Genomic DNA, 25,404 nt, shown 5'->3' with positions numbered 1-25,404 from the left:
GGGTATGAGATGAGCAATTTTAATTTAATCGAAGGAGAGCTTAAAGCCGCCGGTTTTAAATTTGGCATTGTTATGTCGAGGTTTAACGAATTTGTCAACAGCAAGCTTTTGGACGGCGCATTAGATTACTTAAAAAGAGCCGGCGCGAATGAAGGAGATATTACGGTTGTTAAAGTTCCGGGGGCGTTTGAGCTTCCTATGGCGGTCAAAAAGTTAATCGATGCTAAAAAATTTGATGCGGTAATCTGCCTTGGCACGCTTATAAGGGGCGAGACTAACCATTTTGATCTTTTATCCTCGCAGGTTACCAAAATGCTATCCGAACTTTCCGTCAGTTCGAGTATTCCCGTTAGTTACGGAATTATAACGGCAGAATCTATCGAGCAAGCGATATCGCGTGCCGGGACGAAAATGGGGAACAAGGGTTTTGATGCCGCAATGTCCGCCGTCGAAATGGCAAGCCTTTATTCTAAGATTAAAAGGGCTTAAATCCAACATATATTTTTATAATGCAGCTTTAATTAATATTTTATGACAAAAAGAAGAAAGGCACGGGAACTGGCATTGCAGTTTTTATATGAAACGGATGGGGATATAAACGGGTTAGATTATAAAATAAGAAGTTTTTATAATGATTTTGCTTCGGAAAGTCTTATTAGAGACGGATTTAAAAAGGACACATCCCAGATTTACGATTTTTTTTTCGATATTTCCCAAGGGACATTGCTTAATTTAGAAAAGATAGACAACATTATTAAAAAGGTATCAAAAAATTGGTCGATAGAAAGGATGTCAAGAATTGACAGAAATCTTCTAAGACTGTCGCTTTACGAGATTTTATTTCATCCTGAAACACCTAAAAATGTTATTATCAACGAATCCGTGGAAATAGCTAAAAAATTTGGAAACGATGAATCCCCTTCTTTTGTCAACGGTATTTTAGATGCAGCGCTTAAAGCGGCTTGAGCGGCTAAATTAATTAAGGAGAAAAAATATTAAGGAGAAAAAATGGAGGACAAATCTTACTTAAATTATGGAAACATCAGCCTCGATATTAGGGGGCTTTGCTGAGGGCCGCCTGTTTGGGCGGTCGTCCAAAAACTTAAAGTTTTAAAACAGGATGATGTTTTAATGGTAATTTCGGATAAGAATTCTTTATTAAACGATATTCCTGCGTTATGTTCGCTTATTAATGTAAAATTGCTTAATGTAATTAACTTGAAAGACCTTTACATATTTTTTATTAAGAATAAAAAGTGGGAATAGGAGAAAATACTTTGGCAAGAAAGAAAAACAGGTTAAGCGGCGAAGCGAGGCCGATGGTAATAACGCCGAATTATATGAAATATGCCGAAGGTTCGTGTTTAATCGAGACAGGGGACACTAAGGTTATTTGTACCGCTTCCGTAGATTATAAGGTACCCCCGTTTTTAAAAGATAAAGGGGAAGGATGGCTGACAGCCGAATATTCCATGCTTCCGAGGTCGGCGCAAAACAGGATACCGAGGGATTCGGTCAAAGGAAGGATTAACGGAAGAGCGCAGGAAATACAAAGGTTAATCGGGAGGTCGCTCAGATCCGTTATTAATTTTTCCGATTTTCCAGACATAACCATATTAATAGATTGCGATGTTATAAGCGCGGACGGCGGGACAAGAACGGCTTCGATAACAGGGGCATATGTCGCCGCTTATCTGGCATTCTTAAATCTTATTAAACAGGGCGATATCGAAAAAATGCCTTTTTATGACTCGGCGGCAGCTATCAGTATCGGAATAGTAAAGGGTGAAATTTTAGTTGATCTCGATTATTCGGAAGATTCCGTTGCCGAGCTGGATTTTAACTTTGTTTTAACGGGGTCTGGGAAGATAATCGAGGTTCAAGGGTGTGCGGAAAAAACGCCTATTGAATTAGATATGCTGACGAAACTTTACGAACTTTCAAAAAGCGCCGTATCGAAAATCACGGAACTGCAGCAAAAGGCGATAGACGGCGTAATGTAGTTTCCTTTCTAAATAAATAAACATAAATAAATTTTCCGTATTTTTTACTAAATAAAATAAATGATTAATATATTAATAGCTACAGGAAATACCCATAAGTTTCAAGAGATTAAATCGATAATGGGTAATTTTGCCGGGCGTAATATTATTTTCTTAGATAAAAGTTTTCAGGTAGACGTAATCGAAAATGGGAAAACCTATAAAGAAAATGCTAAAATTAAAGTAGAAGGTTATGTAAAATTTTTAAACGAAAATCCGGAATTGGATTCGGAAATGAGCCTGGACTACATAGCAGGAGAGGATTCGGGATTGGAGGTTGAGTGTTTGGGAGGCGCTCCCGGTCTTTTTACGGCAAGATATGCCGGCGAAAATGCTTCGGATATCGAAAACATTAATAAGCTGCTTGATACGATGAGGGCAAAGAAAGACTGCGTAGAAAACAGGCGCGCCAAATTTGTCTGCCTTGCTTGTCTGTATGATATAAAAAGACGCTCATTTCGGTATTTCGAGGGAGAACTAAAAGGGTCTATTTCAAATAAGATAAGCGGCACAAAGGGTTTTGGTTACGATCCTGTTTTTTTTGTTCCGGAATTTAACAAAACCGTTGCGCAGGTGGATTCTTCGGAGAAAAATAAAATATCCCACAGGGCAATCGCTTTTAAACAGGTTGCGGAGGCGATAAAAGAAAGATAAAAAATTAATAACCTTAATCTTGCAATATAAACTATTTAAATATTTACATTATTTAGTATTTCTGGATTCCCGCCTTTGCGGGAATGACTTTATAAGTTACTTTCATTTCTCCCTTAAGCGTCATTCCCGCAAAGGCGGGAATCCAGAAGAAAAAGTAATCCGATTATTTATGAAATTATGAATCAAAAACTTATAGGCGAATTTGAAGAGCTGTTGGGCAGAAGCAGGGTTTTATCCGAAAAAGAGGAACTTCTTTGTTATTCCTACGATGCCACATCAAAAGATTTTATGCCCGATGTCGTTGTATTTCCGCTTAATGCCGAAGAAATATCTAAGATAGTCAAATTATGTTTAAAATACGATACCCCCGTTGTCGGAAGGGGTGCGGGAAGCGGATTTTCGGGCGGCAGCCTGCCTTTAAAAGGCGGGGTCGTGGTTTCATTCACAAAAATGAATCATATTTTGGAAATAGATGAAGAAAATATGTTTGTTACCGTCGAGCCTGGGGTTATAAACGCGGATTTAAAATCATATCTGGCGGATAAGGGATATTTTTATCCACCAGACCCTGCAAGTTATGAATTTTCCACAATCGGGGGTAATGTTGCCGAGTGTTCCGGGGGGCCAAGCGCGGTAAAATACGGCGTTACGAAAGATTATGTTGCGGCTCTCGAAGTGATTACCGGAGACGGCGAAATAATAAATACAGGCTCAAAGGCCGTTAAAAATGTTTCGGGATACAATCTTACACAGCTTATGGTTGGTTCCGAGGGGACGCTGGGCCTTTTTTCCAAGATTACGCTAAAATTTTTATCCAAGCCTGATACAAATTTATTAATTTTAGTATCGTTTGACAATATAGACAACGGTTTTAACGCAGCCATTTCTTTGTTAAAACTTGGGAACAGGCCGTCAATGTTAGAATTTATGGATAAATCCTCGATTGAATCGGTTAAAAGTTATTTCAAAAGCGACATAATAAAAATAGAAGGGGCTTTTCTGTTTATTATAGAGGCGGACGGTTCTCAAATCGAGGTTGACAAGTCTATCGCGGAATACGAAAAGATATTAAAAGAATTTTCGCCGGTTTTTCTTTTTTCTTCGGGCAACGAAGAGGAGAAAAAGATTATAATGGAGGCAAGAAAGGCTATATCCCCGTCTTTAAGGAGGTATGGAAACCTGAAGATAAATAACGACATAGCCGTCCCGATAAATAAAATTACCTTTATGCTGTCTTTCATAGAGGAGGCGTCAAAAACATATAATATTCCTATAATAAATTTTGGACACTTCGGCGATGGAAATATTCATGTGAATATTATGTTAAATAAAGATGACGCGGATATGATTAAAAGGGGCGAGAAGGCAAAATTTGAGATTTTAAAGAAAACGGTTGAAGCGGGCGGAAGCTTGTCTGGAGAACATGGAATCGGGCTGGAAAAAAAGGAGTTTATGAAATTAAAATATAACGATTACTACATGAATATTTTAAAAAATATAAAAAAGGTATTCGACCCGCAAAATATAATCAATCCCGGCAAGATATTCTAATCCAAACATTAACGGCCGCCGCCTTTTAGTTTTTTATAGATACTCTGGATTTTCGCTTATGCAGGAATGACAAAAAGGAGTTTTATTAATTGGAATTGGAAGATAAAGATATAAGTTACCTGAATTGCGTCCACTGCGGCAAATGCCTTCCTGTTTGTCCGACATATAATATAAGCTTAAACGAATTTTATAGCCCGAGGGGCAGGGTCCGGTTAATTTTAACCGATAACGCGGATACGATGCCGTTAAAGGTTTCAAAGGTTGCGGAAGCTATGTCAACCTGCCTTTTATGCGGGAGATGCGTTAAAGTCTGCCCGAACGATGTTAAAATAGGAAATTTGATAATAAACGAAAAGATTAAATTAAATAAGTTTCAGGATAATAAATTTTCGGTTTCCGCTATAGCGCTTAAAGCCCTTAAAAATAAAAGGAAAATTTTATTAAAATCCGCCTTAAAAATTGCAAACATTCCGCTCGTAAATCAACTTAGCAGGCGATTTGCGCCGAATCCTCAGGGTAAAGCTTTTATCTCCGGCAGGGATTACCGGTTTAAAGCAGAAGGCGCAGACGCAAGCGGTAAAAGGGAGGAAATTAGAGCCGGTTATTTTAGCGGATGCGTATTTAACAGCATATATCCTCAAATATCAAGGGATACCGTTTCGTCTTTAATAAAAAACGGGGTTTCGGTTTTTGTTCCCGCAAATCAGGGCTGCTGCGGCCTGCCTTTTATATCAAGCGGAGACATAAAGTCGTTTAAAGACCTCGCTCTCAATAATGTCAATGCCTTTAAGGATAAGGATATAGATTATATAATTACATCCTGCGCATCATGTTCCTACTCCATAAATAACCTTTATCCTTTGTATTTTAATGAAAATGACGAGGGTTATAGCGAGGTTTTAAATTTTTCAAAAAAATTGCTTAATATCTGGTCGTTTTTCAAAATCTTGGAAAAAAGAGGCGTTAATATAAAAACGGGGAAACTAAAAAAGGATACAGATGCGGTATTTCATATCCCCTGCCATCTTTCTAATCTGCCCGGATTTAAGCCGTCGTCTTATAGCGAAAGTTTAATAGGGGAAGCAGGGCTGATTGCGGACAAAATTAACGGCTTAAAATTAAAGCCGTTGAAACATAACTATTGCTGCGGCAACGGCGGCATGTTCAATATAAGGCATTACGATTTTTCCAAAGAGATAACGAGGCGAAAATTTGAGGAAATTAAAGAAGCATCCCCTCAAAATATTTTGACATCTTGTTCCGGCTGTATGTTTTCTTTAAGCGATCAAAGGGGCATTTTAAAAGAAAAAGATGCGATACCCGTAAATCACTTAATAAGCATTTATGCGCAGAGCTTAAAGGAATGAGGCCGGATTTACGAGCATGGTTACCGCGTTATTTACCTTTTCTATTTCTACAGGCAGCGTTCCAGCAAATTCCCCGTCACATTGGTAATATATTTTTTCGTTTTGCGCCGGATCCAAAGATGATATATAAATTTTACCTGCCTTTATGTAAAAATCGGGGTTATCTTCATATTTTTTGTAAAGCGTCAGTGATTTTAGTATAGAAAATATAGTCTGTATCCTGTTATTTACATCTTTTACCAATCTTATATCGAACTTATCGTCTAAAGGCGAGTTTTTAGGAAATACTTTAAACGGTCCGCCGTAATATCTTATATTCGAAACAATAATCTCTTTGGCATAGTGCAGTTCCCGCCTCTCAAAACCGTGAGCATTAGAATCTCCGGTATTACCGCTATCTATTACATTTAAAGATAAGTCGTAAAATTTATAATTTCCGGATATTTTTATTATGTTACATATGTAGTTAAGATATTTTATAGAATTATTGTATATCCTTTTCTTGCTCTTTCTTATTTTTTCTTCCATACTTTTAACGATAAAGGCATCAAGGCCAATTCCGACCATGGCGATAAAATATTGCTCGTTAGCTTTTCCCAGATTTATTTTAACAGGTTTGTATTTGTATATAATTTCGTTAAGCGCTTCGCCCAAAGAGTAAGGGGTTTTGTTTTCCAGGGCAAAAAGATTGACCGTTCCCGTAGGCAAATGGGCGATCGGAATATCCGAGAAAACTAAATTATTTATAACATAATTTAAACTTCCGTCTCCTCCGGCTACTAAAACCATATCAAAAAAATTCGCAAGATTTTTTTTAATAGGCCTTTCAATCATATTTAAGGGATATGTCAGGATATTTTTACTCTTGAAGAAATTTAAAATATAAGACAGCTTGTCTTCGGAAAACCGTCCGGATTTTGGATTATAAATAATTAAAACCTTCTTTAAAAAAATCATTTAATTTGCCGTTTAATTTATCGGATCAGGCATTAGATAGGAATTAAGTTTATGAATTATTCAGTTCAATTTTATTGAAGCAATTAAATTTTAATAAAAAGAAAGAATATTTTCAAGAGATATGAATTAAAAGTACTTGAAAATCTAATTTATCAGGATTTGGGCAACGGCGCTAATTTGACTTTATTATGGTGTTGTAGTATAAATGTAATATAATATAAAGAACTATATATCAAAAACTAATTGGCAATATCTTAAGGAGATTATATGCACCACACAAATACAGGTATTTTTAATAAAAAGGTTTATATACCATATATGTCGGATGCTGCCTACGCTTTAAGCGCGGCATTTAGAAGATGCGGCGTGGATTCCGAAGTTATGGACGAACCGGATGAATCAACGCTCGATTTTGGCCTTAAATTTACTAACGGTAACGAATGCATGCCGTGTTTCGTGACCACAGGGGATATTATAAAAGTTATCGAGAAACCGGGTTTTGACGCCAAAAGATCCGCCTTTTTTATGCCCACCTCGCCGGGTCCGTGTAAATTTGGCCAGTATAACAGGCTTCATGAGTTAGTGTTAGATAATATGGGGTATAATGAAGTTGAATTTTTGGTTCCAAGCGCCAAAAAATCATATACAGATTTTGTCGGAGATAAGGCTGTTCTTTTCAGAAGGGTTGCATGGCAGGGCTGCCTTGCCATAGATACTTTAGAAAAGGCCCTGTATAGGGTCAGGCCTTATGAAATCAACAAAGGCGATGCCGTATCGGCCTATAAGGAATGCATAAATTTAGTAGTTAATGCGGTAGAAAACGGGAATGATATATATGATACAATGAAAATATGCGCCAAAAAGTTTGAAGAAATTCCAAGAAAAGATGTGGATAGGCCTCTTATAGGCGTCGTCGGCGAAATATTTTTAAGATTAAATAAATTTACAAATAATTTTACGACGGAAAAGATAGAAGCGCTCGGAGGGGAAGTATCCGTTGTTCCTACTTACAAGTGGATAACTTTTACCACTCACGAATATGCCGTAAACGCGTTTAAAAGTAAAAAAGTAAAGGATATCTTTTTAAGCTTCCTTGTAAATTATTACCAGAAAAAGGATGAGGCTAATATGTTCAAGCCTTTTAAAAGGCTGCTCAGGAACCATAAAGAAACAGACATCAAGGAAATACTTTCCTATGCAAGGAAATATCTCGATTTATCGCTGGGCGGGGAAGCTATTCTGACGGTAGGCGAATCTATAGATTTCGCAAAAAAGGGATATTCGGGGGTTGTCAGCATTCATCCTTTCCATTGTATGCCTGGTTCCATCGTGCAAACTATATCGAAAAAATTCAGGGAAGACCTTAATAATTTTCCATGGATAAATTTATGGTTTGATGGTCAGGAGAGCACCAATTTAATGCTCAGGCTGGAGGCTTTTATGCATCAGGCTAAACAGTGGAGGGGGGTTAAAAATGTTTTTTCGGAGGCTGCATAGATATAGTTTCACAATATTAATTTTGATTTTTTTTACGGCTCTAACCTATAATTTATTTGCAAAGCAGTCTTATGCTTACCGCAATAATAAAAGCAAAAGCGGTTCCATTGTCGAACGGCTTTTTAACAAGCTCAAGCCAAGTGTTGTGCATATCGAGGTATTAGGGGTTACAAGGCTTAAAAATGGCGCTATAATGCCGGAAGAAGACATCGGAACAGGGTTTTTTATAAGCAAGAATGGAGATATCCTTACAAACTTTCATGTTATCGGAAATGCGGGTAAAATTTACATAAGTTTTTTAAAATATAAGGATATAAGAGCAAATGTTATAGGAACCGACCCGTCATCCGATATAGCCGTCATTCATATTAATCCTGACGGCAAAACAATCATTCCTGTAATTATGGGAAATTCCGACAACTTAAGGGTCGGCGAAAGGGTTATGGCTATCGGAAACCCTTACAATCTTTACCAGACCGTTACCACGGGAATAATCAGCGGCCTTAAAAGGTCTCTTTTTTTTCCTTCGGCAAGATTTTACGGAAACATAATACAAACGGATGCGTCAATTAACTTTGGAAATTCAGGCGGACCGTTGGTAGATTATGAAGGGCGCGTCATCGGCATAAATACCGCAAAACTTGCAAATAGCGCTCAAAATATAGGATTTGCAATCCCGATAAATCTTGCGAAAAAAAATATACCGGAGCTAATCAAATATGGAAGGGTGATAAGGCCGTGGCTTGGAATAGAAGCGATAAAATTAACAGAAAGCCTTTCCACGCTTCTCGATATCAAGTATGTTAAAAGGGGGCTTTTAGTCGAGAAGGTTTTTTCGGGGAGTCCTGCTTTTAAAGCAGGTCTTGTGGCAGGGGACAGGATAATTGCAATGAAGAATATTACTTATGTAGTCGGCGGAGATATTATAACAAGGATAAACAACAAAAAGGTCTATTCGTTTTCCCGCCTTGAAGAGCTTATAAATACATTTGCTCCCGGACAGGTTATCGTTCTTAAGGTGCATAGAGGCAAAAGTGTCAGGCTTGTTAAGGTTAGGCTGTCAAGCATGCCTTAATTTAAATATGTTATTTTAGAGGTTGTATGCCATGTTTTTAACGGAAAAGAAAGATACCAAAGAGATAGACGAGGCATTAAATAAATATAAAAGGATAGGTATTGTAGGTTGCGCTTCCTGCGCTTCCGTTTGTTTAACCGGAGGAAGTAAAGAGGTTAAGGAAATGGAAAAACACTTGATAAATACGGGCAAAGAGGTTCCATTTACGATTTCGATAGATGAGCCTTGCGACAAAAGGGTTTTAAAGGAAGATATCCGCTTTGTGGAGGACGAGCTTGCGGATACTGAAGCCCTTTTAGTGTTATCATGCGGGACGGGGGTTCAAACAATAGGCGAATATACGGGTAAAAAGGTTGTAACAGGAGTCGATAGCAGGTATATTGCCCAAACGGAGCATATCGGAGAATATAATGCCTTATGCGGCGGATGCGACGAGTGCAGGCTTAATTTTACGGGCGGCGTATGTACTGTTACCCTGTGCCCCAAGGGATTATTAAACGGTCCTTGCGAAGGGCATAACGGCATTAATTGCGAGGTTGACGAGGAGAGCAAATGCGTGTTCATGAAATCTTATGAAAATATGTCTAAGTTTTTTGAGGAAGAAAATCTTAGCCTGATATTCAGCCCGAGGGATTATAGCAGAACAATAAGGCGAAAAATTTAAGTTTATAATAAAACTATACATTTAAAATATAATATAATATATAGATATAATAAATAGGTATAAGATATTAATATAACAACAACGATACAATGAAAATAATACCGCAAATCGAGACTCCTGCCGGCGAAAACTATATAAATTTTGAAGAAAATTTAAGCAAGCTTATAGAAGGCATAAAACATAAAGGTAAAAAATTTGGATTAAACGGGGCTGAGGGTGCAATGGATTCTTATCCCGTCGTTATAGAGCAGAATTTTGGAATAAACGCGTTATTATTATGCAATGATTTAAAAAATAGGCATAACAATAATAATCTTAATATAATTTATGCCTTTAATATGAGGGATAAAAATAGGGTTGCCATTTTATCCGATTTAATAACGCTTGAACAATTAGGGCTCAAAGATATAATTATATCGGAAGGCTTACATCCTTTAAAGACCGTATTTTATGCCGCAAAACCAGTCTATGATATAGATGTTTTAGGGTTAAGTTCGATTATAAAAACAGGTTTCCCGCTTCTTAGGGACAATGATTATGTAAATAATTTTAGTCTTTTCAATCTTGGGGTTGTGGTAGGCATATCTACCCCGGCGGATTTTTTGAAAATTAAGAAACTTTCTAAAATAGGGGTTGACAGGTTTATTATAAATTATTTTGGAGATAATCTTGATATAAATATTATTAATTACATAAAAGCCGAAAAAAAGCCTGTTTTTATATTCATCGACGAATCTAATGTAAAATCTACCTTAGAAGAATTTATAAAAAAGAATTTAGAATTAAATGTGGATGGAATTATAATAAAAATATTAAATGAAAAGTCAAATATATTTACGCAAGATTAATAATGATTAAATATGAGCAAGGGTAATTTATTTATAAGTGGAAGACAGGGCGATAAAGGTATAGTACTTGGAAACGAAGCCATAGCCAGAGGAGCATTGGAAGCCGGAATCGGTTACGCGTCCATGTATCCAGGGACTCCTGCCTCTGAAATTATTGCGGCGCTCGATAAAAATAAGAATAATATCGAAAACTTATATACGGAATTTAGTTTAAATGAACATATATCGCTTCATGGCGCGATTGGCGCTTCATGGTCGGGCATAAGGTCGCTTTGCGCTATGAAAAATGTCGGGCTTAATGTTGCAAGCGAACCGGCCCAGTTTTTGTCCTATACGGGTGTTAAAGCGGGTTTGGTACTTGCGATAGGTTCCGATCCCGGCGCCCCAAGCAGTTCAAACGAACAGGATGACAGATGGTATAGTCTTCACACATATATGCCTATTATCGAGCCTTCGAATATTCAGGAGGCAAAGGATTTCACCAAAGAGGCATTCGATATATCCGAAGATTTTTCTTTCGGCATTATGCTGATGGCGCCGTCAAGGCTCTGTCATAATGCGGGAGCGCTGCATTTTGGCGATTTAAGGGGAAGGTCTGATATTAAGGGGAATTTTGAAAAAGACCCTGAAAATTACCTGAACCTTTTTAATATGGCCGTCAAAAACCACGGCAAATATTTGGAAAGGCATAATCTTCTCAAAAAATATCTTGAAGATTCACAATTTAATTATACTATACTGCCTGATACTAAAAATACCGGGTCAAAAATAGGCTTTATATCTTCCGGCGTAATTTATGCGCATTTAATAGAGGCGCTGGATATATTAGAAATTTATGATCATAAGATTTTAAAACTCGGATTTACTTTCCCTATCCCCGATAAACTTATAAAGAATTTTTTTGAAGGGCTGGATAAAGTTGTTATCGTCGAAGAAGCCGAAGGATTTTTGGAGTTTCAAATTAAAAAAATAGCTTATGAAATAGGTTTCAGAGGCGAGATTCATGGAAAAGACATATTTAAAGCAACGGGAGAATTAACTTTAGACGATGTCATTATAGGAACGGGCAAATTTTTAGAAAAGACCCCGCCGGCATTTTTTGATTTTGCCGTTAAAAAATCGGAAGAATTAAAGGAAAAATTACCTCAAAGGTCGGGAACATTCTGCATCGGATGCCCTCACAGGGCAACAATTTATGCTATTCTTAAGGCCGTAGGATTTTCGAATACGGACGCTAAAGACAGGGACGCGGTTATAGCGGGGGATATCGGATGTTATACGCTCGGCCTTTTGCCGCCTTATAACGCAATGGATTTTCTTACCTGTATGAATGCGGGTCTTGGAATAGGGCAGGCAATAAGCCGTTTTGATAAAAAGAAAAAGGTTATTGCGCTTGTCGGCGATTCGACTTTTTATCATTCGGGAATTCCCGTATTGTTAAACGCCGTTCAAAATAATGCGGATATCCTTTATGTTATCCTCGATAATAGCTGGACTGCTATGACGGGGCATCAAAAGACGCCGTCAACCCAAAAGGATATAGACGGTACTTTATCTAATAATCCAGTGAATTTAAAGGATTTAATCAAATCGCTCGGCGTAAGCTACATTAAAAGCCTTGACCCTAATAGCGTAAAAAGATTTGCGTCCCAGGTAAAAAGCGCCCTGAAAGAGCCCGGGGTTAAGGTGCTTATTGCCAAAAGGGAATGTATCCTGCAGGAAGTAAGGAGAAACAAGCTGATACAAAAAACTTCCAATGCAAAAGTCGAAACGGCGGAATCCCTGTACGAAATTCAAAAATCAAGATGCGTAAAGTGCAACGAGTGTTTTGTCGAACTTGCCTGTCCCGCCATTATTCCTAAAAAGGACGACAATGAAAACGGCGAGTATTATTATATCGACCCTGCTTCATGCGTAAGATGCGGCGTATGTTTCGAGGTTTGTCCGAACAGCGCAATCCGTAAGGTTGAATTTGATTTAAAATCAGAATTAAATAAAAAGATTGATAAAACAAAGTTGACAGGAATACAGGTCCATGTTTGATAAACTGTAAATAAACCGTAATTAGTTTCGCTAATAAATTAAATAAATCTTCTTATTGCTAATAAACCGTTAAATGAAAAGATTTAACATCGCGATAGTCGGTCTTGGCGGTCAAGGTATTATAACGATGGGGACCGTTTTAAAGAACGCGGCGCTTAACTCCGATTTGCAGGATGTATCCGGTTCCGAAAGAAGGGGCGGCGCCCAGAGGGAGGGATATGTCGAGACATTTGTTAAATACATTTTTTATGAAGATAATTCCGAACTTAAAGATCCCAAAAAAAATATGCATTCCCCGATGATAGAGTCTGGCGGCGCGGATGTTTTAATATCTTTAGAGCCGCTCGAAACATTAAGGGGAGCCTGTTATTTAAACAGGAATTCAACCGTAATTTTTAACGAAATGCCGCACCCGCCTATCAGCGTAAGGATGGGGCAAACCTCTTATCCTGAGCTTTCTTATATTACTTATGAACTAGAAAAAATAACCGGCAAGATATTCTTTTATGATTTTGACAAAATTTCTCTCGGTAATTTTAATTCCCTTACGCAAAGAAATATTATTGCTTTAGGCGTTTTGTTTGCTAAAACCGATATGCCGATAGATAAAATTGTGGTAGAAAATATTTTATCGGCAGGGAAAGGCGCTAAAGATAATTTAGAGGCATTCCATATAGGGCTGACCCTTTAGCTTTTTAACCCTTTTTGCTAATTTTAATGCGCCTGCCGGGCAATGTAAGCTTTAATAGCGGCATAATGGTTAAGATTATAAAATGAAGGTTAATGATATGGATTTTGCTTCCGATTCAGATTTGGTTCAGTTTTTTAAAGGTGTAAAATCCTTCATAGAATCTCATAAAGAATATTTTACCGTTAGTTCAGCCGCATCTAATAAACCTATAATACTTGATGATTACGATATGAGAAATAAAGGCGAACCGAATTTAAAAGCTAACGCTCCGTCAGACCTGCGCAGCCAGCTAAAATTTTTAGAAGATGTAAGCGTAAATAAATGCATAAAGTGTAAGTTAAGCGAGACTCGAAAAAATATAGTTTTTGGAGAAGGAAACCCGTCGAGCAAGCTTATGTTTATAGGAGAAGCCCCGGGAGCGGAAGAAGATAATACGGGAAGACCTTTTGTCGGCAGGGCGGGACAGCTTTTAACAAAAATAATCGAATCGATAAATCTCAAAAGAGAAGATGTTTATATAGCCAATATAATCAAATGCAGGCCTCCCCAAAATAGAAATCCTTTCGAGGAGGAAATAAAGCAATGCTCCCCATTTTTAAAAGAACAGATTAAAATAATAAAGCCGAAAATAATCTGCACGCTTGGGAAATTTTCAACGGAGTTTATTATAGGAACGGATAAAGGAACGATATCGGCGGTTAGAGGAAATGAATTCGATTACGACGGCATAACCGTAATACCGACATATCACCCGTCTTATTTGTTAAGAAACCCTGATGCCAAAAGAGAAACATGGGAAGACATGAAAAAGATAAGGGATTTATATTTTAAAGCAACATAAATTAGCGCAGCTCTCATAGCCGCTTATTTTACCTTGGAGTTTAAATTTATGGTTTATTTTGCCGATGTTTTAATATTTTTAGCTTTTATATTTGTTATCACGGATTTTTTTGCAATGAGCTACGGCGTTTTTACAGCTGCGGGCGCAATTTTTTTTGTTGTAGGGACAGTAATTCTTTTTTCGGTTATGCCTGCTGTCCCGGGATTTTTTATAAGGATTGTTTTACCCACTTACATTACCCTGACGGTTTTTGTATCGATTTTTATTTACTTAGGGTACAAAGCGTATAGAACAAAAGTAAAAGTGGGAGGGGCTACCTTAATCAACGAGGTCGGAGAGGTTACCCGGGATATTAAAGCGGGAGGGGAAGGAAAGATTCTTATTAACGGAGAATTATGGACGGCTTATTCGGACTATGAAATATTAAAGGACTCGAAGGCGGTTATAATAGATATCGATAGCAGGCTAAGGCTTAGGGTTAAGCCTTTTGAAACTATAAAATGACAGCTTAATTATTTAATCCGGAGGGAGTATGGATACCAATGCAATTTTTTTTGCCATTATAATAATTGTTGCAATTATTATAATTTTAAATGCCATTAGAATAATAAACGAATATGACAGGGCTGTTATTTTTAGATTGGGCAGGGCAATTAGAATTAAAGGTCCGGGGCTGATACTTTTATGGCCCGTTATCGATAGAATGGTCAGGGTAACTTTAAGGATAATTACCCTCGATGTGCCGGCCCAGGATGTTATTACAAAGGATAATGTAACGCTAAAAATCAGCGCGGTGGTTTATTATAAAGTTGTCGATCCGTTAAATGCCATAGTTCAGGTTTACGACTATAATTACGCAGTATCCCAGCTTGCCCAGACAACTTTAAGAAGCGTATGCGGCGAGGGAGAACTCGATAAACTTTTATCCGAAAGAGAAAAGATTAATCTGGAGATACAAGACATACTCGATAAACACACGGGACCATGGGGTATTAAGGTTACGGTGGTAGAGCTTAAGCAAATCGACCTGCCGCAGGATATGCAAAGAGCCATGGCAAGACAGGCAGAGGCAGAAAGAGATAGAAGGGCAAAGATAATCAATGCCGACGGCGAATTTCAAGCGGCGCAAAGACTTAGCGACGCCGCTAAAATTATATCAGAAAATCCTATGGCGCTTCAACTTCGTTATCTTCAAACATTAAATGAAATTTCTTCAACGAACAATACAACGATGATAATGCCGATCCCGCTCGATATCATAAGGGAAGTGGGCAAGAGTTTGAGCAATAACGGTTCTAAGTAATAAGCAGGATTTTAAAATAGGAGATTACAAAATGGAAATTGGAATGATCGGTCTCGGGAAGATGGGAATGAATATGGTGTTAAGACTTTTAGAGGGCGGACACAGGGTCGTTGTCTTTAACAGGACAGTTTCCAAAGAAGAGATGGTTATAAATAAAGGAGCAATCGGTTCGAACACGGTTAAAGAATTCGCAGGAAAACTGACGGCCCCCAGGGTCGTATGGCTTATGGTTCCAAGCGGTCAGCCTACAGACGATATGCTTAACGAAGTTTTGCAATATACGCAAAAGGGCGACATAATTATAGACGGCGGCAATTCTTACTATAAAGATTCTATAAGAAGAGCCAAACTCTGCGGCGAAAAAGGAATTAAATTTATGGACTGCGGTACAAGCGGAGGCATCTGGGGCTTAAAAAACGGGTACTGCTCTATGATAGGCGGGGAAGATGAAACTTTCAAGTACTGCGAGCCGATTTTTAAAACGCTTGCGCCGGAAAACGGTTATCTGCATGTGGGTCCCCACGGTTCGGGGCATTTTGTTAAAATGGTTCATAACGCCATAGAATACGGCATGATGGAGGCATATGCGGAAGGGTTCGAGATAATGAAGTCAAGCGATTTCGATATTAATCTGGAGAAGGTTTCAGATCTATGGAACCATGCTTCGGTTGTGAGGTCATGGCTTCTCGAGCTTGCGCATAACGCCCTTAAAGAAGACCCTGAACTTAATAATCTGAAACCTATTGTTGACGATTCCGGCGAGGGAAGATGGACGCTGAAAGAAGCGATAGACAAAGCCGTTCCGGCACCGGTTTTAGCCGATTCGGTATTTATGAGGTTCAGGTCGAGGCAGGAAAATTCATTCGCCGCCAGAATGCTTGCGGCGCTGCGGCATCAGTTCGGGGGACATCCTATTTATAAATAAATTCATAGCCTTTTTGCGGCAATGACGAACATGACGAACAGGGGAAAAATATTATGTTTATAGATATAAGTATGGATATTGAGGACGGGATGCTTCACTGGCCGAGCGACCCCGCAATAGAAATCGACAACTATTCGGATATAAAAAAAGGAGCCGCTTCGAATAACAGCAAAATCACTTGCGGCGTTCACACAGGGACGCATATGGATGCGCCGCGCCATTTTATAGAAGGCGGCGCAGGAATAGATAAATTTAACTTAGATACATTGATAGGCCCGTGCAGGGTTATAGAAGTTCCCGCGGGGATTTCGCCCATATCTAAAGAGTTTCTTGAGCCGTTGAATATAAAAAGGGGCGGCAGGCTTCTTTTTAAGACGAAAAATTCGGAATGGATAAACGCAGGCGATAATAATTTCCATACCGATTATGTTTGCGTAAATCCTGAAGCCGCAAAATATATGGTTGAAAATGGGGTTATACTGGTTGGGGTGGATTATCTTTCTGTAGAGGGTTACCATGTCGGACACGATACCCATAAAACTTTACTTGGCGCCGGGGTTGTTATAATAGAAGGACTTAATTTATTTAAAGTTGCGGCTGGAGATTACAAGATTATTGCGCTTCCGGTTAAGATAAAAGATTCTAACGGAGCCCCTGCGAGGGTTATACTGGAGAAATAAATTCCGGCAACAATTAAATATTATTAAATCTTTATAGAAAATAAATAAAAATAAAGGCGGGTGCAGTAATGGCAGAACTAAAACCTTCTATAATCGTAATTTTCGGGGCAAGCGGAGATCTGGCGCATATTAAAATATTTCCCGCGTTATACAGCTTATGGGAGGACGGGTTTTTTCCCGATAGTTTTTTCATTGCAGGATTTGCCAGGACTGGTATGGACGATGAAACTTTCCGAAAAACAATCCTTGATGCTTTGAATGCGAATTGCAGGAAAAAACCCATAAATGAAGATGATTTTTTAAATTTTTCAAAGCATATATTTTATCTGAAGTCAAAATACGATGATGAATCGAGTTATAAGGAATTGGGCAAATTCGTTAAATCTAAGGCTTCGGAATATAATATACCTAAAAATATCGTTTATTACCTTTCCACCCCGCCGAATGTTTATATTAAAATAATTGACGGCATTCGAAGCGCAAATCTTACTTCAAGCGAATTTAAAGGGGATAACTTTTCAAGGATTGTCGTCGAAAAGCCGTTTGGCTACGATTACGAAAGCGCGAAAGATTTAAACAGTAAACTTCTTTCCGTGTTTAAAGAAGAAGAAGTTTACAGGATAGACCATTATCTTGGAAAAGAAACCGTTCAAAATATATTTGCTTTCAGGTTTTCGAACGCTATTTTTGAACCCCTGTGGAACAATAAATATATAGACCATATACAAATATCGGCATTGGAACCTATCGGGGTAGGGTTCAGAGCCGGCTATTTTGATAAATCCGGCATTATAAGGGATATGATGCAAAATCATATGATGCAGTTATTATCATCCGTTGCAATAGAACCGCCCGCTATTTTCCATGCCGACGATATAAGAAACGAGAAGGCGAAACTATTGAAAAGCATAAGGCCTTTCAGTTTAAACGATGTAAAAAATTTTGTAGTCAGGGGGCAATACGACAGAGGATTTATCGCCAATAAGCCTGTAATAAGCTACAAAGAAGAGGAAGGAATACCGCAGAATTCGAATACCGATACATATGCGGCTTTACGGCTTTTCGTAGATAATTATAGATGGGCGGGGGTTCCGTTTTACCTGAGGTCGGGTAAAAGATTAAAAAAGCATAAAACCGAGATAGCGGTGTTTTTTAAAAAGCTGCCTTACAGCCTTTACGGAAAAGACGGAATGGAAAAAATTAAACAAAATTCTATAATAATTACGATTCAACCGAATGAAGGCATATCGATAAATTTCGGCGCCAAGACGCCCGGGTTTAAAATGGATATAGAACCTGTAAATATGGTATTTAATTATAAATCGTCATTTAAACTTTCTCCCCCGGAAGCTTATGAAAGACTTATATATGACATAATTGTCGGCGATCAGACTCTTTTTGCAAGATACGACGATACGCTTATCGCATGGCAATTTATCACATCCATAATAAACGGGTGGTCAAAAATAGAACCTCCCGCATTTCCAAACTATGAAGCCGGGTCATGGGGGCCGAAAGAAGCAGATGACCTGATTAATGCCGATGGCAGGGTGTGGAATAATAATTAATTCATTTATATTTCTTTTTTAACAAAATTATATAAATCCTGCGGCGATAAACCTGCCAATTTGTATAACTCATCGGGCTTTCCCGAAGAACTGTAGAATTTAGCCCCCAGTTTTCTAAATTTTACGGAAATTCCGTTCTCGGCAAGCATCGACCCTAAAACCGTCCCAATGCCGTTTTTTATATTGTGGTCTTCTATCGTAACTATGAAGCCGGTTTTTGCGGCAAGACGCAAGTCTTCCGTGTCTATGTCGCTCGGGCAGGAAACATTTAGAAGCATCGGGTTTATTCCGTCTTTTTTAAGCATTTCGTATCCTTTTAACGCGTGCGTCAGCATATTTCCCGAAGATATTATAGTTAAATCCCTTCCATTTCTGATAATATCCATTTTTCCGTACCTAAAATTATAACCATCCCCGAAAAATGGCTTGTTCTCCTCATCCAATATAACCGGAATAACCGACCGCCCCATAATCAGCGCAAAATTGCCCGCATTAGAAGCAATATGCCTTACTGCCCTGTCCGTTTGATTCGGGTCTGCCGGGATTATGACCTTAAACCCGAATGTTGAGTTAATCACGCCGAAATAATCGATGCATTGATGCGTTTTGCCGTCTTCTCCTACATCTATTCCGCAATGAGTGCATACCACCTTTAAGTTTGTGTGATTTATATCGTTCAGCCTTTGCTGGTTATAAACTTCGTCTATTCCGAAGACGCCGAAGTCGGCGAAGAAGGTAAGGATGTTTTCGGTTGACAGCGCGCCTGAAATAACGGCGGTATTATGTTCCTCTATGCCCGATTCGAAGAAATTATCGGGGAAGGCATTCCTGAACGCGCCGGTTTTAACCGAGCCTTCTAAATCGCAGTCGAACACGGCAAAAGGGATATTCGGGGAATTATTTTGTTCTTTATAATTTTTTGCTATATCGTACAGCGCGTTGCCGAACGCAGAACGATTGTCCGTGTTTTTCTCCCTTGTATAAATTATGTTTTTATTGCCGGCGTTTGAAATCAAAAAATTGTTTTTCTTTTCTTTTAAGGGCTTAATAGGCAAACCTAATTTCTTTTTACCTCCGAGTTCATCGATATTTTCCGGTTCTCCAAGTTCGGCCAACGCCTTTTTGCAATCAGCCGGACTTAGTGCCGCGCCGTGATATTTAGCCTGATTTTCCATAAAGGATACACCTTTTCCCATTATCGTATTTGCGATAATGACAACAGGGGAGGCAAATTCATTAGCTTTTTTCACAGCAGAATATATCTCGTTAAAATTATGCCCGTCTATTTCTATGACATGAAACCCATCCGCCTCAAAATTTTCTTTTATATTATCGGGCATTACTTCGGATGTTTTTCCGCCGATTTGCAGTCCGTTTTTATCTACTATGACAGTCAGGTTATTTAATTTGTATTTTACCGCAAATCTTCTTGCCTCGCCTATCTGGCCCTTTGTTTGCTCTCCGTCGCCCATAACGCAGTAAACATTATATTTTAAATTATTCAATCTTGAATTTAATGCGAATCCGCAGGCGGCCGAAAGACCCTGTCCAAGATTGCCGGTATTCCATTCTATTCCGGGAACCGTTTTTTCGACATGGCCTTCAAAAGGAGACCCCGCGCTTCTAAAATTTAAAATTGCGTCTTCTATGTCGAAAAATCCGTAATTGCCGAGAGCGGAGTAAGCGCCCGGCGTTGTGTGTCCGTGGCTTATCACTATTCTATCCCTGTCTTGTTTAAACGGGTTTGACGGGTCAACATTGCAAAATCCGTATAAAACGGCATATATGTCGATTGAGGACATCGAACCGCCGGGGTGCCCTGAAGCGGCGAGCGTGGTCATTCTTAAAATATCTCCCCTGCATTTTTTTGTAAAATTCTTTAAAAATTCGATTTCTTCTCCCGACAATTCTTTCCTCCCAAACCCTTTATTAATTTCCATTACCGCAGGCGCCTCCTTAAAATTAAAATAAATTTAAAATAATTAATTTAAATATTCTCAATCGATTTAAGCAGCTTTTCATAGGAATCTTCAAACGATTTAACCCCGTTCAATTGCAATTTTTCGCCGACCTCATTTAAATCTATGCCTATTTTCAATAATTCTTCGTTTATATGCATCGAATAATCAATATCTTCGGATGCGGTTTCCGGAATCAAATTTCCATGTTCCGCAATATGCAGGATAGTTTCATCGGGCAGAGTATTTATAGTATTTTTACCGATTAAAGGTTCGACATATTTTAAGTCATAATAAGCCGGATTTTTCGTACTTGTGCTTGCCCATAAAAGCCTCTGAATATTAGCGCCTTTTTTTTTCAGGGAGGCAAATTCGCCGCCGTTATCAAAAATATCGCCGTATTTTTTAAAAATAATTTTTGCATTTGCGACGCCGGCTTTTCCCAACAAATTTGTAATTTTTTCTTTTATGGAAGAGTCGTTTGTATTTTTAATCAATTCCTCCAATTGTCTATCCACCATTGTATCAATCCTGCTTATAAAAATGCTTGCGACGGAATGAATGTTTTTTAAATCTATTCCATTTTCTGAAGCCTTTTTAATGCCTTTTATGTAAGCATTTGCCACTTGAGTATAGTGGTTTACCGAAAACATCAATGTAACATTAACATTTATGCCTTTGGACAGCAGTATCGGGATAATTTCAAGTCCTTCTTTTGTGGCGGGTATTTTTATCAGAACATTTTTTTCGTTTATAAGCGCAAATATTCTTTGGGCCTCGCTTATCGATGTTTCAATATTTGTCGCGATATTGGGGGGGACCTCTATGCTGACGAATCCGTCGTTTCCGCCGGTTTTTTTAAAAACGGGCAAAAGGATTTTAGCGGCTTTTTTGATGTCTTCGCGCGTGATGATGTCGTATATGGTAAAGGAATCTAATTTTTCCGACGAGAGTTTTTTAATTAACTCAGGGTATCCGCATTTTCCGGAATTTATAGATTTTTCAAAAATAGAAGGATTGGATGTTATTCCGGTAATTATGCCGTTTTTAACCAATTGCTCAAGTTCGCCGGAGTCTATCAGGCACCTCGATATATTGTCAAGCCACGGGCTTTGACCATATGAAATTAACTTTCTAAATTGTTCCTTTTTAGAAATTAAGAAATCGGCTTTCATTCCATCTCCTTATAGAATTAAATTATATACATATTTATAAATCGTATAAATTTATCCAACCGAATAGTTTATTATAGTTTATGCAAAATGGGCGTATGCATTATAATCAGGGATTAATTTAGTTATCGGGAAACATTTATTATTTATTTTTAAAAAATAGCCAGTGATTTTCTCCTGCCTTATCGAACTTTAGCAAGGTATATTCACCGTCCATTTTTTCACCGTTAAAATTAAGGATATACTTAGAATTGTCTTTTTTTATGGTTCTATAAGTCCCGTTATCCCAAATTTTAACGGTTCCTGCGCCGTAATGACCTTCGGGAATTATGCCTTCGAAATTTGCATAAGAAAGCGGATGATCTTCAACTTTTATCGCAAGGTTCCTTTTTCCATGTTCTAACGGAGGTTCTTTAGGTAAGGCAAAAGAAATTAAAACCCCGTTTTCTTCAAGCCTTAAGTCCCAATGTAAGTGGCTTGCATGATGTTCATGAACCACAAATATTTTATTCACAATAAAGATTATATCATAAAAAATAATTCGCGGGGCAATAGACATAATTAATTTTTCGTGATATTATTTTTGATATTAAATATTAAAAATTTAGATTAATATAAAATTTGGGATTGAAAGATTTGAAAATCGCATTATTTATCGTTGCGCACCGTACTATTAATTATAAATTGTAATATAATCTCAAATTAACGATAATAAGTTAAGGTATTTTTATGGCGGCTAAAAATTCAAGTGTGTGGAATGCTTTTTTGCGGATATATATAGGTATTTATTTTCTTTATGCCGTCCACTCTAAATTAAGTCCGTTTTTCTTTTCCAATTTTCATAGCAGGCTTTCATATTTTGCAAGTCATGACCCCTTACGGCTTTATGTTATATTTTTAAATCATTTTGTTATTCCAAACGCGTTTTTGTTTGCTATATTAATAGTTATGGGAGAGTTATTCGCGGGGATTTTTTTGACGGCAGGGTTTTTAACCGGAATCGCGGGTTTTGTCGGTATTTTTCTAAACCTTAATTATCTTCTGGCGATGTTCTGGATGGGTCCTGCAGAGTTGGCGATAAATCTTACCTTTATAATGTGCGAATTGGTGATAATATTTACAGGTTCAGGAAGGGCGTTAGGAATAGATGCATTATTTTAAGTTTAAAAAAATATTTAATTTTAAATTGAATTTTGATAAAATAAAATATATAGTATCTCTCTTATGGTGGATGTAGCTCAGCTGGTAGAGCCCCGGATTGTGACTCCGGTGGTCGCAGGTTCAAAACCTGTCATCCACCCCACTTAAAACCGCATATTTCATAAGGCTTTCCTGTTTTCAAACCTTTATCATATTTAATCAAATAATATCGTTTTTTACCCATTTTTGTCTTTTTATGGCGGAATTTTTACATGGGTGATATAATAGTCAAAAAGCCCGTGGAGATGGGTAAAATACGGCTATTATAAAATACGCAAGTTTTATTATTACGATTTCCTGTTCGGGGGAAAAAGATACAGGCACTCATGCAAAACTGCCGACCGCAAGCTTGTCGAACAGATTGAAATATCCGTTAAGAACGATATTATTAAAAGGGAAAATAGTCTGCTGACTAATAGAAACAAGAGCCTTTTATTTTTGGCCGCATGGCAAAATTACTTGAAAAATAACGGTAATTCCAAAAAAGCTATAGAGCGTAAAATTATTGCCGCCAGGCATTTTTTCCTTTCTTTAAAGACAAAACATTATCGGCAATCGTGCCGCTTGACATTAAAAATTACCGGCTCGAGAGAAAACTTGCATTGATGTCGTTGGAAAAAAATAAAAATAAAAAAGAAGCGAAGATAAATTTCGGGCCGGTAATTTTTATGTTATAATACCCATATGAAGAATATTGATAAAATTAACAACATTACGATTGACGACCTGAACCAGATAATAGAGGAAAAGGTTGTTGAACTGCTTGGCGACCCTGATTCCGGTTTACATCTTGATGAGGAATTCAAAGTCGAACTGGAACGCAGGTTAAAAAATCCTTCCAAAAAAATATCCCACGCGGAGGCGCTGAAAAGGTTTGCATAATGCCGAATGGACCGAGAACGCATTAGAAGACCTCGGCAGGCTCGATAAGCCTGTAGCAAAGCGCATACTAAGTAAAATATCGTGGTTCTCGGAACGCTTCGACAATATAATTCCCCTGCCCCTTTCAGGAGACTTATCGGGGGTTTACAAGTTCAGGATAGGAGATTATAGAGTTATCTACACGATTAAAGACGAGTCTCTCCTCATTCAGGCCGTTGGCCATAGAAGAAACATTTATAAGAAATAGAGCCGGTTATACACTCTCTTTTAGTTTCGGAAAATCAGGGACGCGATGCCGCTTAATATTTTTCAGTTTTGTTTGGCATCGCTTGGAGTCCTCTTATCGGCAATAAATTTATCCATGTCCTCTTTGATTTTCATAAAGTATTAAAAAAAATAAATCGGATACCTTTTCCACAATACGTTTTTTGACTCTTTTTTTGCGTTAGTAATTATTTAAGGGTTGCCTTCTGTTTCAACCTCCGCTTTTTCCAATATTGTTCGTTGGGATTCAGTACTATTGACAAGAAATATACCCAACAAAATAAAAAAGCCGCCTAAAATTATTTGCAAAGTGACAGGTTCCCTTAATAAAATTAATCCGGACAAAACTCCGAACAGCGGAGCTAAAAATAAAAAAGAGCTGACCTTCCCGGGGTTGTTTTTTTGAATTAAATAAAACCAGATTCCAAATTGCACAATGGAGCTCATAATTGCAAGCCAAAGAACGATTAAAACAAATGAAAAATTTAAAATGACATATGGATGCCCAAAAATTTCACTGATAAAAAGCAGCAGTATTCCTCCAATCAGCATTTGATAAGCGGTCAGCACCCAAATGTTTATAAAACTGGCCACCCGCTTAACCAATAATGTGGTTATAGCCCAAAATACCGCACCTGACAGTGCTATCCACACGCCTACTTGATAATAAGGGTGAAATCCAATTAATATTACTACTCCGATAAAGCCAACAATGACCCCAAACCACTGAAGCAAACGATATCGTATGCCGATAAACGCACTAAATAAAACAACTAATATGGGGTTTACGAATATTAAAATAGATGATTCTCCCGCAGTGATGGTGCGCAAACTCAAAAAAATAGCTCCAAAAACACCTGTTGTTTGAAAAAATCCAATCAGTGCAACGTAAAACCATTCGCTTGAATGTTTTGGATGAGGCATCCGCATAAGTCCTACAATGAAAGATAACAATAGCCCGGCCAGAATGAAACGTATCGCGGCAAACATTAAAGGCGATGCATACATATCGCCCATTTTAATTACTGAAAAAGCTGACCCCATCAGCGCAGTGGATAACACAATTAATATAATGAACTTTAAACGATTCATAAAAGAAATTCCATGCAGTTTAGTTTAAATTAATAGTCAAAATCTATTTAGAAATATAAATAATTTCAAAATTTTATATATATTTTTTATTTGATTTAAAATTATGTTATCATATAAATAATTTATAAAT

Annotated in this window: 26 protein-coding genes and 1 tRNA gene; 22 read left to right on the top strand and 5 right to left on the bottom strand. The window is 37.8% G+C overall.

Going from position 1 to position 25,404, the window contains the following annotated elements; translation table 11 throughout:
* The first annotated feature begins 9 nt into the window (after positions 1-9).
* The 6 genes from EVJ47_02795 (at position 10) to EVJ47_02770 (ending at position 5,614) form a co-directional block, all read left to right on the top strand.
* Positions 10-489 carry a 6,7-dimethyl-8-ribityllumazine synthase gene (locus EVJ47_02795; protein ID RZD15213.1) on the top strand — a complete coding sequence of 160 codons (480 nt, stop codon included), beginning with the start codon at positions 10-12 and terminating at the stop codon, positions 487-489.
* A gap of 42 nt (positions 490-531) precedes the next feature.
* Positions 532-966, top strand: coding sequence for a transcription antitermination factor NusB (gene nusB, locus EVJ47_02790; protein ID RZD15212.1), 435 nt, complete (start codon positions 532-534; stop codon positions 964-966).
* Between the two features lie 311 nt (positions 967-1,277).
* Positions 1,278-2,003 carry a ribonuclease PH gene (locus EVJ47_02785; protein ID RZD15211.1) on the top strand — a complete coding sequence of 242 codons (726 nt, stop codon included), beginning with the start codon at positions 1,278-1,280 and terminating at the stop codon, positions 2,001-2,003.
* 60 nt (positions 2,004-2,063) lie between these two features.
* Positions 2,064-2,696, top strand: coding sequence for an RdgB/HAM1 family non-canonical purine NTP pyrophosphatase (gene rdgB / locus EVJ47_02780; GenBank protein ID RZD15210.1), 633 nt, complete (start codon positions 2,064-2,066; stop codon positions 2,694-2,696).
* Positions 2,697-2,873: 177 nt separating this feature from the next.
* Positions 2,874-4,247, top strand: coding sequence for an FAD-binding protein (locus EVJ47_02775; protein ID RZD15209.1), 1,374 nt, complete (start codon positions 2,874-2,876; stop codon positions 4,245-4,247).
* Between the two features lie 89 nt (positions 4,248-4,336).
* A complete protein-coding gene (locus tag EVJ47_02770; protein RZD15208.1) occupies positions 4,337-5,614 on the top strand; it encodes a (Fe-S)-binding protein in 1,278 nt (425 codons plus the stop codon).
* Here the strand turns inward: EVJ47_02770 and EVJ47_02765 are convergent.
* Positions 5,603-6,571: a hypothetical protein gene (locus tag EVJ47_02765; GenBank protein RZD15207.1), complete on the bottom strand. Its 969-nt coding sequence runs from the start codon at positions 6,569-6,571 to the stop codon at positions 5,603-5,605. The two genes, EVJ47_02770 and EVJ47_02765, sit on opposite strands and share 12 nt — an antisense overlap.
* A 267-nt stretch (positions 6,572-6,838) precedes the next feature.
* Here EVJ47_02765 and EVJ47_02760 point away from each other — a divergent pair, with 267 nt between their 5' ends.
* The 12 genes from EVJ47_02760 (at position 6,839) to zwf (ending at position 18,706) form a co-directional block, all read left to right on the top strand.
* The gene (locus EVJ47_02760; GenBank protein ID RZD15206.1) at positions 6,839-8,068 is read left to right on the top strand and encodes a hypothetical protein; all 1,230 of its coding nucleotides are present in this window, start codon (positions 6,839-6,841) and stop codon (positions 8,066-8,068) included.
* The gene (locus tag EVJ47_02755) at positions 8,046-9,143 is read left to right on the top strand and encodes a trypsin-like serine protease (GenBank protein RZD15205.1); all 1,098 of its coding nucleotides are present in this window, start codon (positions 8,046-8,048) and stop codon (positions 9,141-9,143) included. The genes EVJ47_02760 and EVJ47_02755 overlap by 23 nt, the downstream gene beginning before the upstream one ends.
* A gap of 31 nt (positions 9,144-9,174) precedes the next feature.
* Positions 9,175-9,807, top strand: a complete 633-nt coding sequence (locus EVJ47_02750; GenBank protein ID RZD15204.1) for a hypothetical protein — start codon at positions 9,175-9,177, stop codon at positions 9,805-9,807.
* Between the two features lie 89 nt (positions 9,808-9,896).
* Entirely contained in the window at positions 9,897-10,655 is a 759-nt protein-coding gene (locus EVJ47_02745; protein RZD15203.1) for a hypothetical protein, read from the top strand.
* A gap of 12 nt (positions 10,656-10,667) precedes the next feature.
* Positions 10,668-12,698 (top strand): indolepyruvate ferredoxin oxidoreductase subunit alpha, encoded by a 2,031-nt coding sequence (locus EVJ47_02740; GenBank protein RZD15202.1) that lies wholly within the window; start codon positions 10,668-10,670, stop codon positions 12,696-12,698.
* Between the two features lie 73 nt (positions 12,699-12,771).
* Complete coding sequence (locus EVJ47_02735; protein ID RZD15201.1) at positions 12,772-13,389, top strand: hypothetical protein; 618 nt, start codon at positions 12,772-12,774, stop codon at positions 13,387-13,389.
* A 229-nt stretch (positions 13,390-13,618) separates the two neighbouring features.
* Positions 13,619-14,230: a uracil-DNA glycosylase gene (locus EVJ47_02730; GenBank protein ID RZD15550.1), complete on the top strand. Its 612-nt coding sequence runs from the start codon at positions 13,619-13,621 to the stop codon at positions 14,228-14,230.
* 48 nt (positions 14,231-14,278) lie between these two features.
* Positions 14,279-14,734 carry a hypothetical protein gene (locus EVJ47_02725; GenBank protein ID RZD15200.1) on the top strand — a complete coding sequence of 152 codons (456 nt, stop codon included), beginning with the start codon at positions 14,279-14,281 and terminating at the stop codon, positions 14,732-14,734.
* A 28-nt stretch (positions 14,735-14,762) separates the two neighbouring features.
* Positions 14,763-15,533: a slipin family protein gene (locus EVJ47_02720; GenBank protein ID RZD15199.1), complete on the top strand. Its 771-nt coding sequence runs from the start codon at positions 14,763-14,765 to the stop codon at positions 15,531-15,533.
* Between the two features lie 31 nt (positions 15,534-15,564).
* Complete coding sequence (gene gnd / locus EVJ47_02715) at positions 15,565-16,458, top strand: decarboxylating 6-phosphogluconate dehydrogenase (GenBank protein ID RZD15198.1); 894 nt, start codon at positions 15,565-15,567, stop codon at positions 16,456-16,458.
* Positions 16,459-16,511: 53 nt separating this feature from the next.
* On the top strand, positions 16,512-17,138 hold the full coding sequence (locus EVJ47_02710) for a cyclase family protein (protein ID RZD15197.1): 627 nt from the start codon (positions 16,512-16,514) through the stop codon (positions 17,136-17,138).
* 68 nt (positions 17,139-17,206) lie between these two features.
* The gene (zwf, locus tag EVJ47_02705; protein RZD15196.1) at positions 17,207-18,706 is read left to right on the top strand and encodes a glucose-6-phosphate dehydrogenase; all 1,500 of its coding nucleotides are present in this window, start codon (positions 17,207-17,209) and stop codon (positions 18,704-18,706) included.
* A 5-nt stretch (positions 18,707-18,711) separates the two neighbouring features.
* Here zwf and EVJ47_02700 read toward each other — a convergent pair whose 3' ends face one another.
* The 3 genes from EVJ47_02700 to EVJ47_02690 form a co-directional block, all read right to left on the bottom strand.
* Positions 18,712-20,646, bottom strand: a complete 1,935-nt coding sequence (locus EVJ47_02700) for a transketolase (GenBank protein RZD15195.1) — start codon at positions 20,644-20,646, stop codon at positions 18,712-18,714.
* 47 nt (positions 20,647-20,693) lie between these two features.
* On the bottom strand, positions 20,694-21,839 hold the full coding sequence (gene tal, locus EVJ47_02695) for a transaldolase (protein RZD15194.1): 1,146 nt from the start codon (positions 21,837-21,839) through the stop codon (positions 20,694-20,696).
* A 139-nt stretch (positions 21,840-21,978) separates the two neighbouring features.
* Positions 21,979-22,395, bottom strand: coding sequence for a hypothetical protein (locus EVJ47_02690; GenBank protein RZD15193.1), 417 nt, complete (start codon positions 22,393-22,395; stop codon positions 21,979-21,981).
* 170 nt (positions 22,396-22,565) lie between these two features.
* Between EVJ47_02690 and EVJ47_02685 the strand changes: the two genes are divergently transcribed.
* From EVJ47_02685 to EVJ47_02670, 4 genes are all read left to right on the top strand, one after another.
* A complete protein-coding gene (locus EVJ47_02685) occupies positions 22,566-22,997 on the top strand; it encodes a DoxX family membrane protein (protein ID RZD15192.1) in 432 nt (143 codons plus the stop codon).
* Positions 22,998-23,063: 66 nt separating this feature from the next.
* Positions 23,064-23,139 (top strand) — tRNA-His (locus EVJ47_02680).
* A 581-nt stretch (positions 23,140-23,720) separates the two neighbouring features.
* Positions 23,721-23,918, top strand: a complete 198-nt coding sequence (locus tag EVJ47_02675; GenBank protein ID RZD15191.1) for a hypothetical protein — start codon at positions 23,721-23,723, stop codon at positions 23,916-23,918.
* Positions 23,911-24,165 carry a type II toxin-antitoxin system RelE/ParE family toxin gene (locus EVJ47_02670; protein RZD15190.1) on the top strand — a complete coding sequence of 85 codons (255 nt, stop codon included), beginning with the start codon at positions 23,911-23,913 and terminating at the stop codon, positions 24,163-24,165. Before EVJ47_02675 ends, EVJ47_02670 begins: the two co-directional genes overlap by 8 nt.
* 209 nt (positions 24,166-24,374) lie before the next feature.
* On the opposite strand, the gene EVJ47_02665 is transcribed toward EVJ47_02670, so the two are convergent.
* The gene (locus tag EVJ47_02665) at positions 24,375-25,274 is read right to left on the bottom strand and encodes a DMT family transporter (GenBank protein RZD15189.1); all 900 of its coding nucleotides are present in this window, start codon (positions 25,272-25,274) and stop codon (positions 24,375-24,377) included.
* Between the last annotated feature and the right edge of the window lie 130 nt (positions 25,275-25,404).

Source organism: Candidatus Acidulodesulfobacterium ferriphilum (genome assembly GCA_004195035.1).
Lineage (GTDB): Bacteria > SZUA-79 > SZUA-79 > Acidulodesulfobacterales > Acidulodesulfobacteraceae > Acidulodesulfobacterium > Acidulodesulfobacterium ferriphilum.
The sequence above is the reverse complement of the archived record's forward strand: the minus strand, read 5'-3'. Positions and strand labels throughout refer to the sequence as shown.

What these genes read in the sequence shown, in the direction of transcription:
- EVJ47_02795 (RZD15213.1), top strand. Translation starts at nt 10, where the DNA reads ATGAGCAATTTTAATTTAATCGAAGGAGAGCTTAAAGCCGCCGGTTTT.
- nusB (RZD15212.1), top strand. Translation starts at nt 532, where the DNA reads ATGACAAAAAGAAGAAAGGCACGGGAACTGGCATTGCAGTTTTTATAT.
- rdgB (RZD15210.1), top strand. Translation starts at nt 2,064, where the DNA reads ATGATTAATATATTAATAGCTACAGGAAATACCCATAAGTTTCAAGAG.
- EVJ47_02775 (RZD15209.1), top strand. Translation starts at nt 2,874, where the DNA reads ATGAATCAAAAACTTATAGGCGAATTTGAAGAGCTGTTGGGCAGAAGC.
- EVJ47_02765 (RZD15207.1), bottom strand. Translation starts at nt 6,571, where the DNA reads ATGATTTTTTTAAAGAAGGTTTTAATTATTTATAATCCAAAATCCGGA.
- EVJ47_02760 (RZD15206.1), top strand. Translation starts at nt 6,839, where the DNA reads ATGCACCACACAAATACAGGTATTTTTAATAAAAAGGTTTATATACCA.
- EVJ47_02755 (RZD15205.1), top strand. Translation starts at nt 8,046, where the DNA reads ATGTTTTTTCGGAGGCTGCATAGATATAGTTTCACAATATTAATTTTG.
- EVJ47_02750 (RZD15204.1), top strand. Translation starts at nt 9,175, where the DNA reads ATGTTTTTAACGGAAAAGAAAGATACCAAAGAGATAGACGAGGCATTA.
- EVJ47_02745 (RZD15203.1), top strand. Translation starts at nt 9,897, where the DNA reads ATGAAAATAATACCGCAAATCGAGACTCCTGCCGGCGAAAACTATATA.
- EVJ47_02740 (RZD15202.1), top strand. Translation starts at nt 10,668, where the DNA reads ATGAGCAAGGGTAATTTATTTATAAGTGGAAGACAGGGCGATAAAGGT.
- EVJ47_02735 (RZD15201.1), top strand. Translation starts at nt 12,772, where the DNA reads ATGAAAAGATTTAACATCGCGATAGTCGGTCTTGGCGGTCAAGGTATT.
- EVJ47_02730 (RZD15550.1), top strand. Translation starts at nt 13,619, where the DNA reads ATGAGAAATAAAGGCGAACCGAATTTAAAAGCTAACGCTCCGTCAGAC.
- EVJ47_02725 (RZD15200.1), top strand. Translation starts at nt 14,279, where the DNA reads ATGGTTTATTTTGCCGATGTTTTAATATTTTTAGCTTTTATATTTGTT.
- EVJ47_02720 (RZD15199.1), top strand. Translation starts at nt 14,763, where the DNA reads ATGGATACCAATGCAATTTTTTTTGCCATTATAATAATTGTTGCAATT.
- gnd (RZD15198.1), top strand. Translation starts at nt 15,565, where the DNA reads ATGGAAATTGGAATGATCGGTCTCGGGAAGATGGGAATGAATATGGTG.
- EVJ47_02710 (RZD15197.1), top strand. Translation starts at nt 16,512, where the DNA reads ATGTTTATAGATATAAGTATGGATATTGAGGACGGGATGCTTCACTGG.
- zwf (RZD15196.1), top strand. Translation starts at nt 17,207, where the DNA reads ATGGCAGAACTAAAACCTTCTATAATCGTAATTTTCGGGGCAAGCGGA.
- EVJ47_02700 (RZD15195.1), bottom strand. Translation starts at nt 20,646, where the DNA reads ATGGAAATTAATAAAGGGTTTGGGAGGAAAGAATTGTCGGGAGAAGAA.
- tal (RZD15194.1), bottom strand. Translation starts at nt 21,839, where the DNA reads ATGAAAGCCGATTTCTTAATTTCTAAAAAGGAACAATTTAGAAAGTTA.
- EVJ47_02690 (RZD15193.1), bottom strand. Translation starts at nt 22,395, where the DNA reads ATGTCTATTGCCCCGCGAATTATTTTTTATGATATAATCTTTATTGTG.
- EVJ47_02685 (RZD15192.1), top strand. Translation starts at nt 22,566, where the DNA reads ATGGCGGCTAAAAATTCAAGTGTGTGGAATGCTTTTTTGCGGATATAT.
- EVJ47_02675 (RZD15191.1), top strand. Translation starts at nt 23,721, where the DNA reads ATGAAGAATATTGATAAAATTAACAACATTACGATTGACGACCTGAAC.
- EVJ47_02665 (RZD15189.1), bottom strand. Translation starts at nt 25,274, where the DNA reads ATGAATCGTTTAAAGTTCATTATATTAATTGTGTTATCCACTGCGCTG.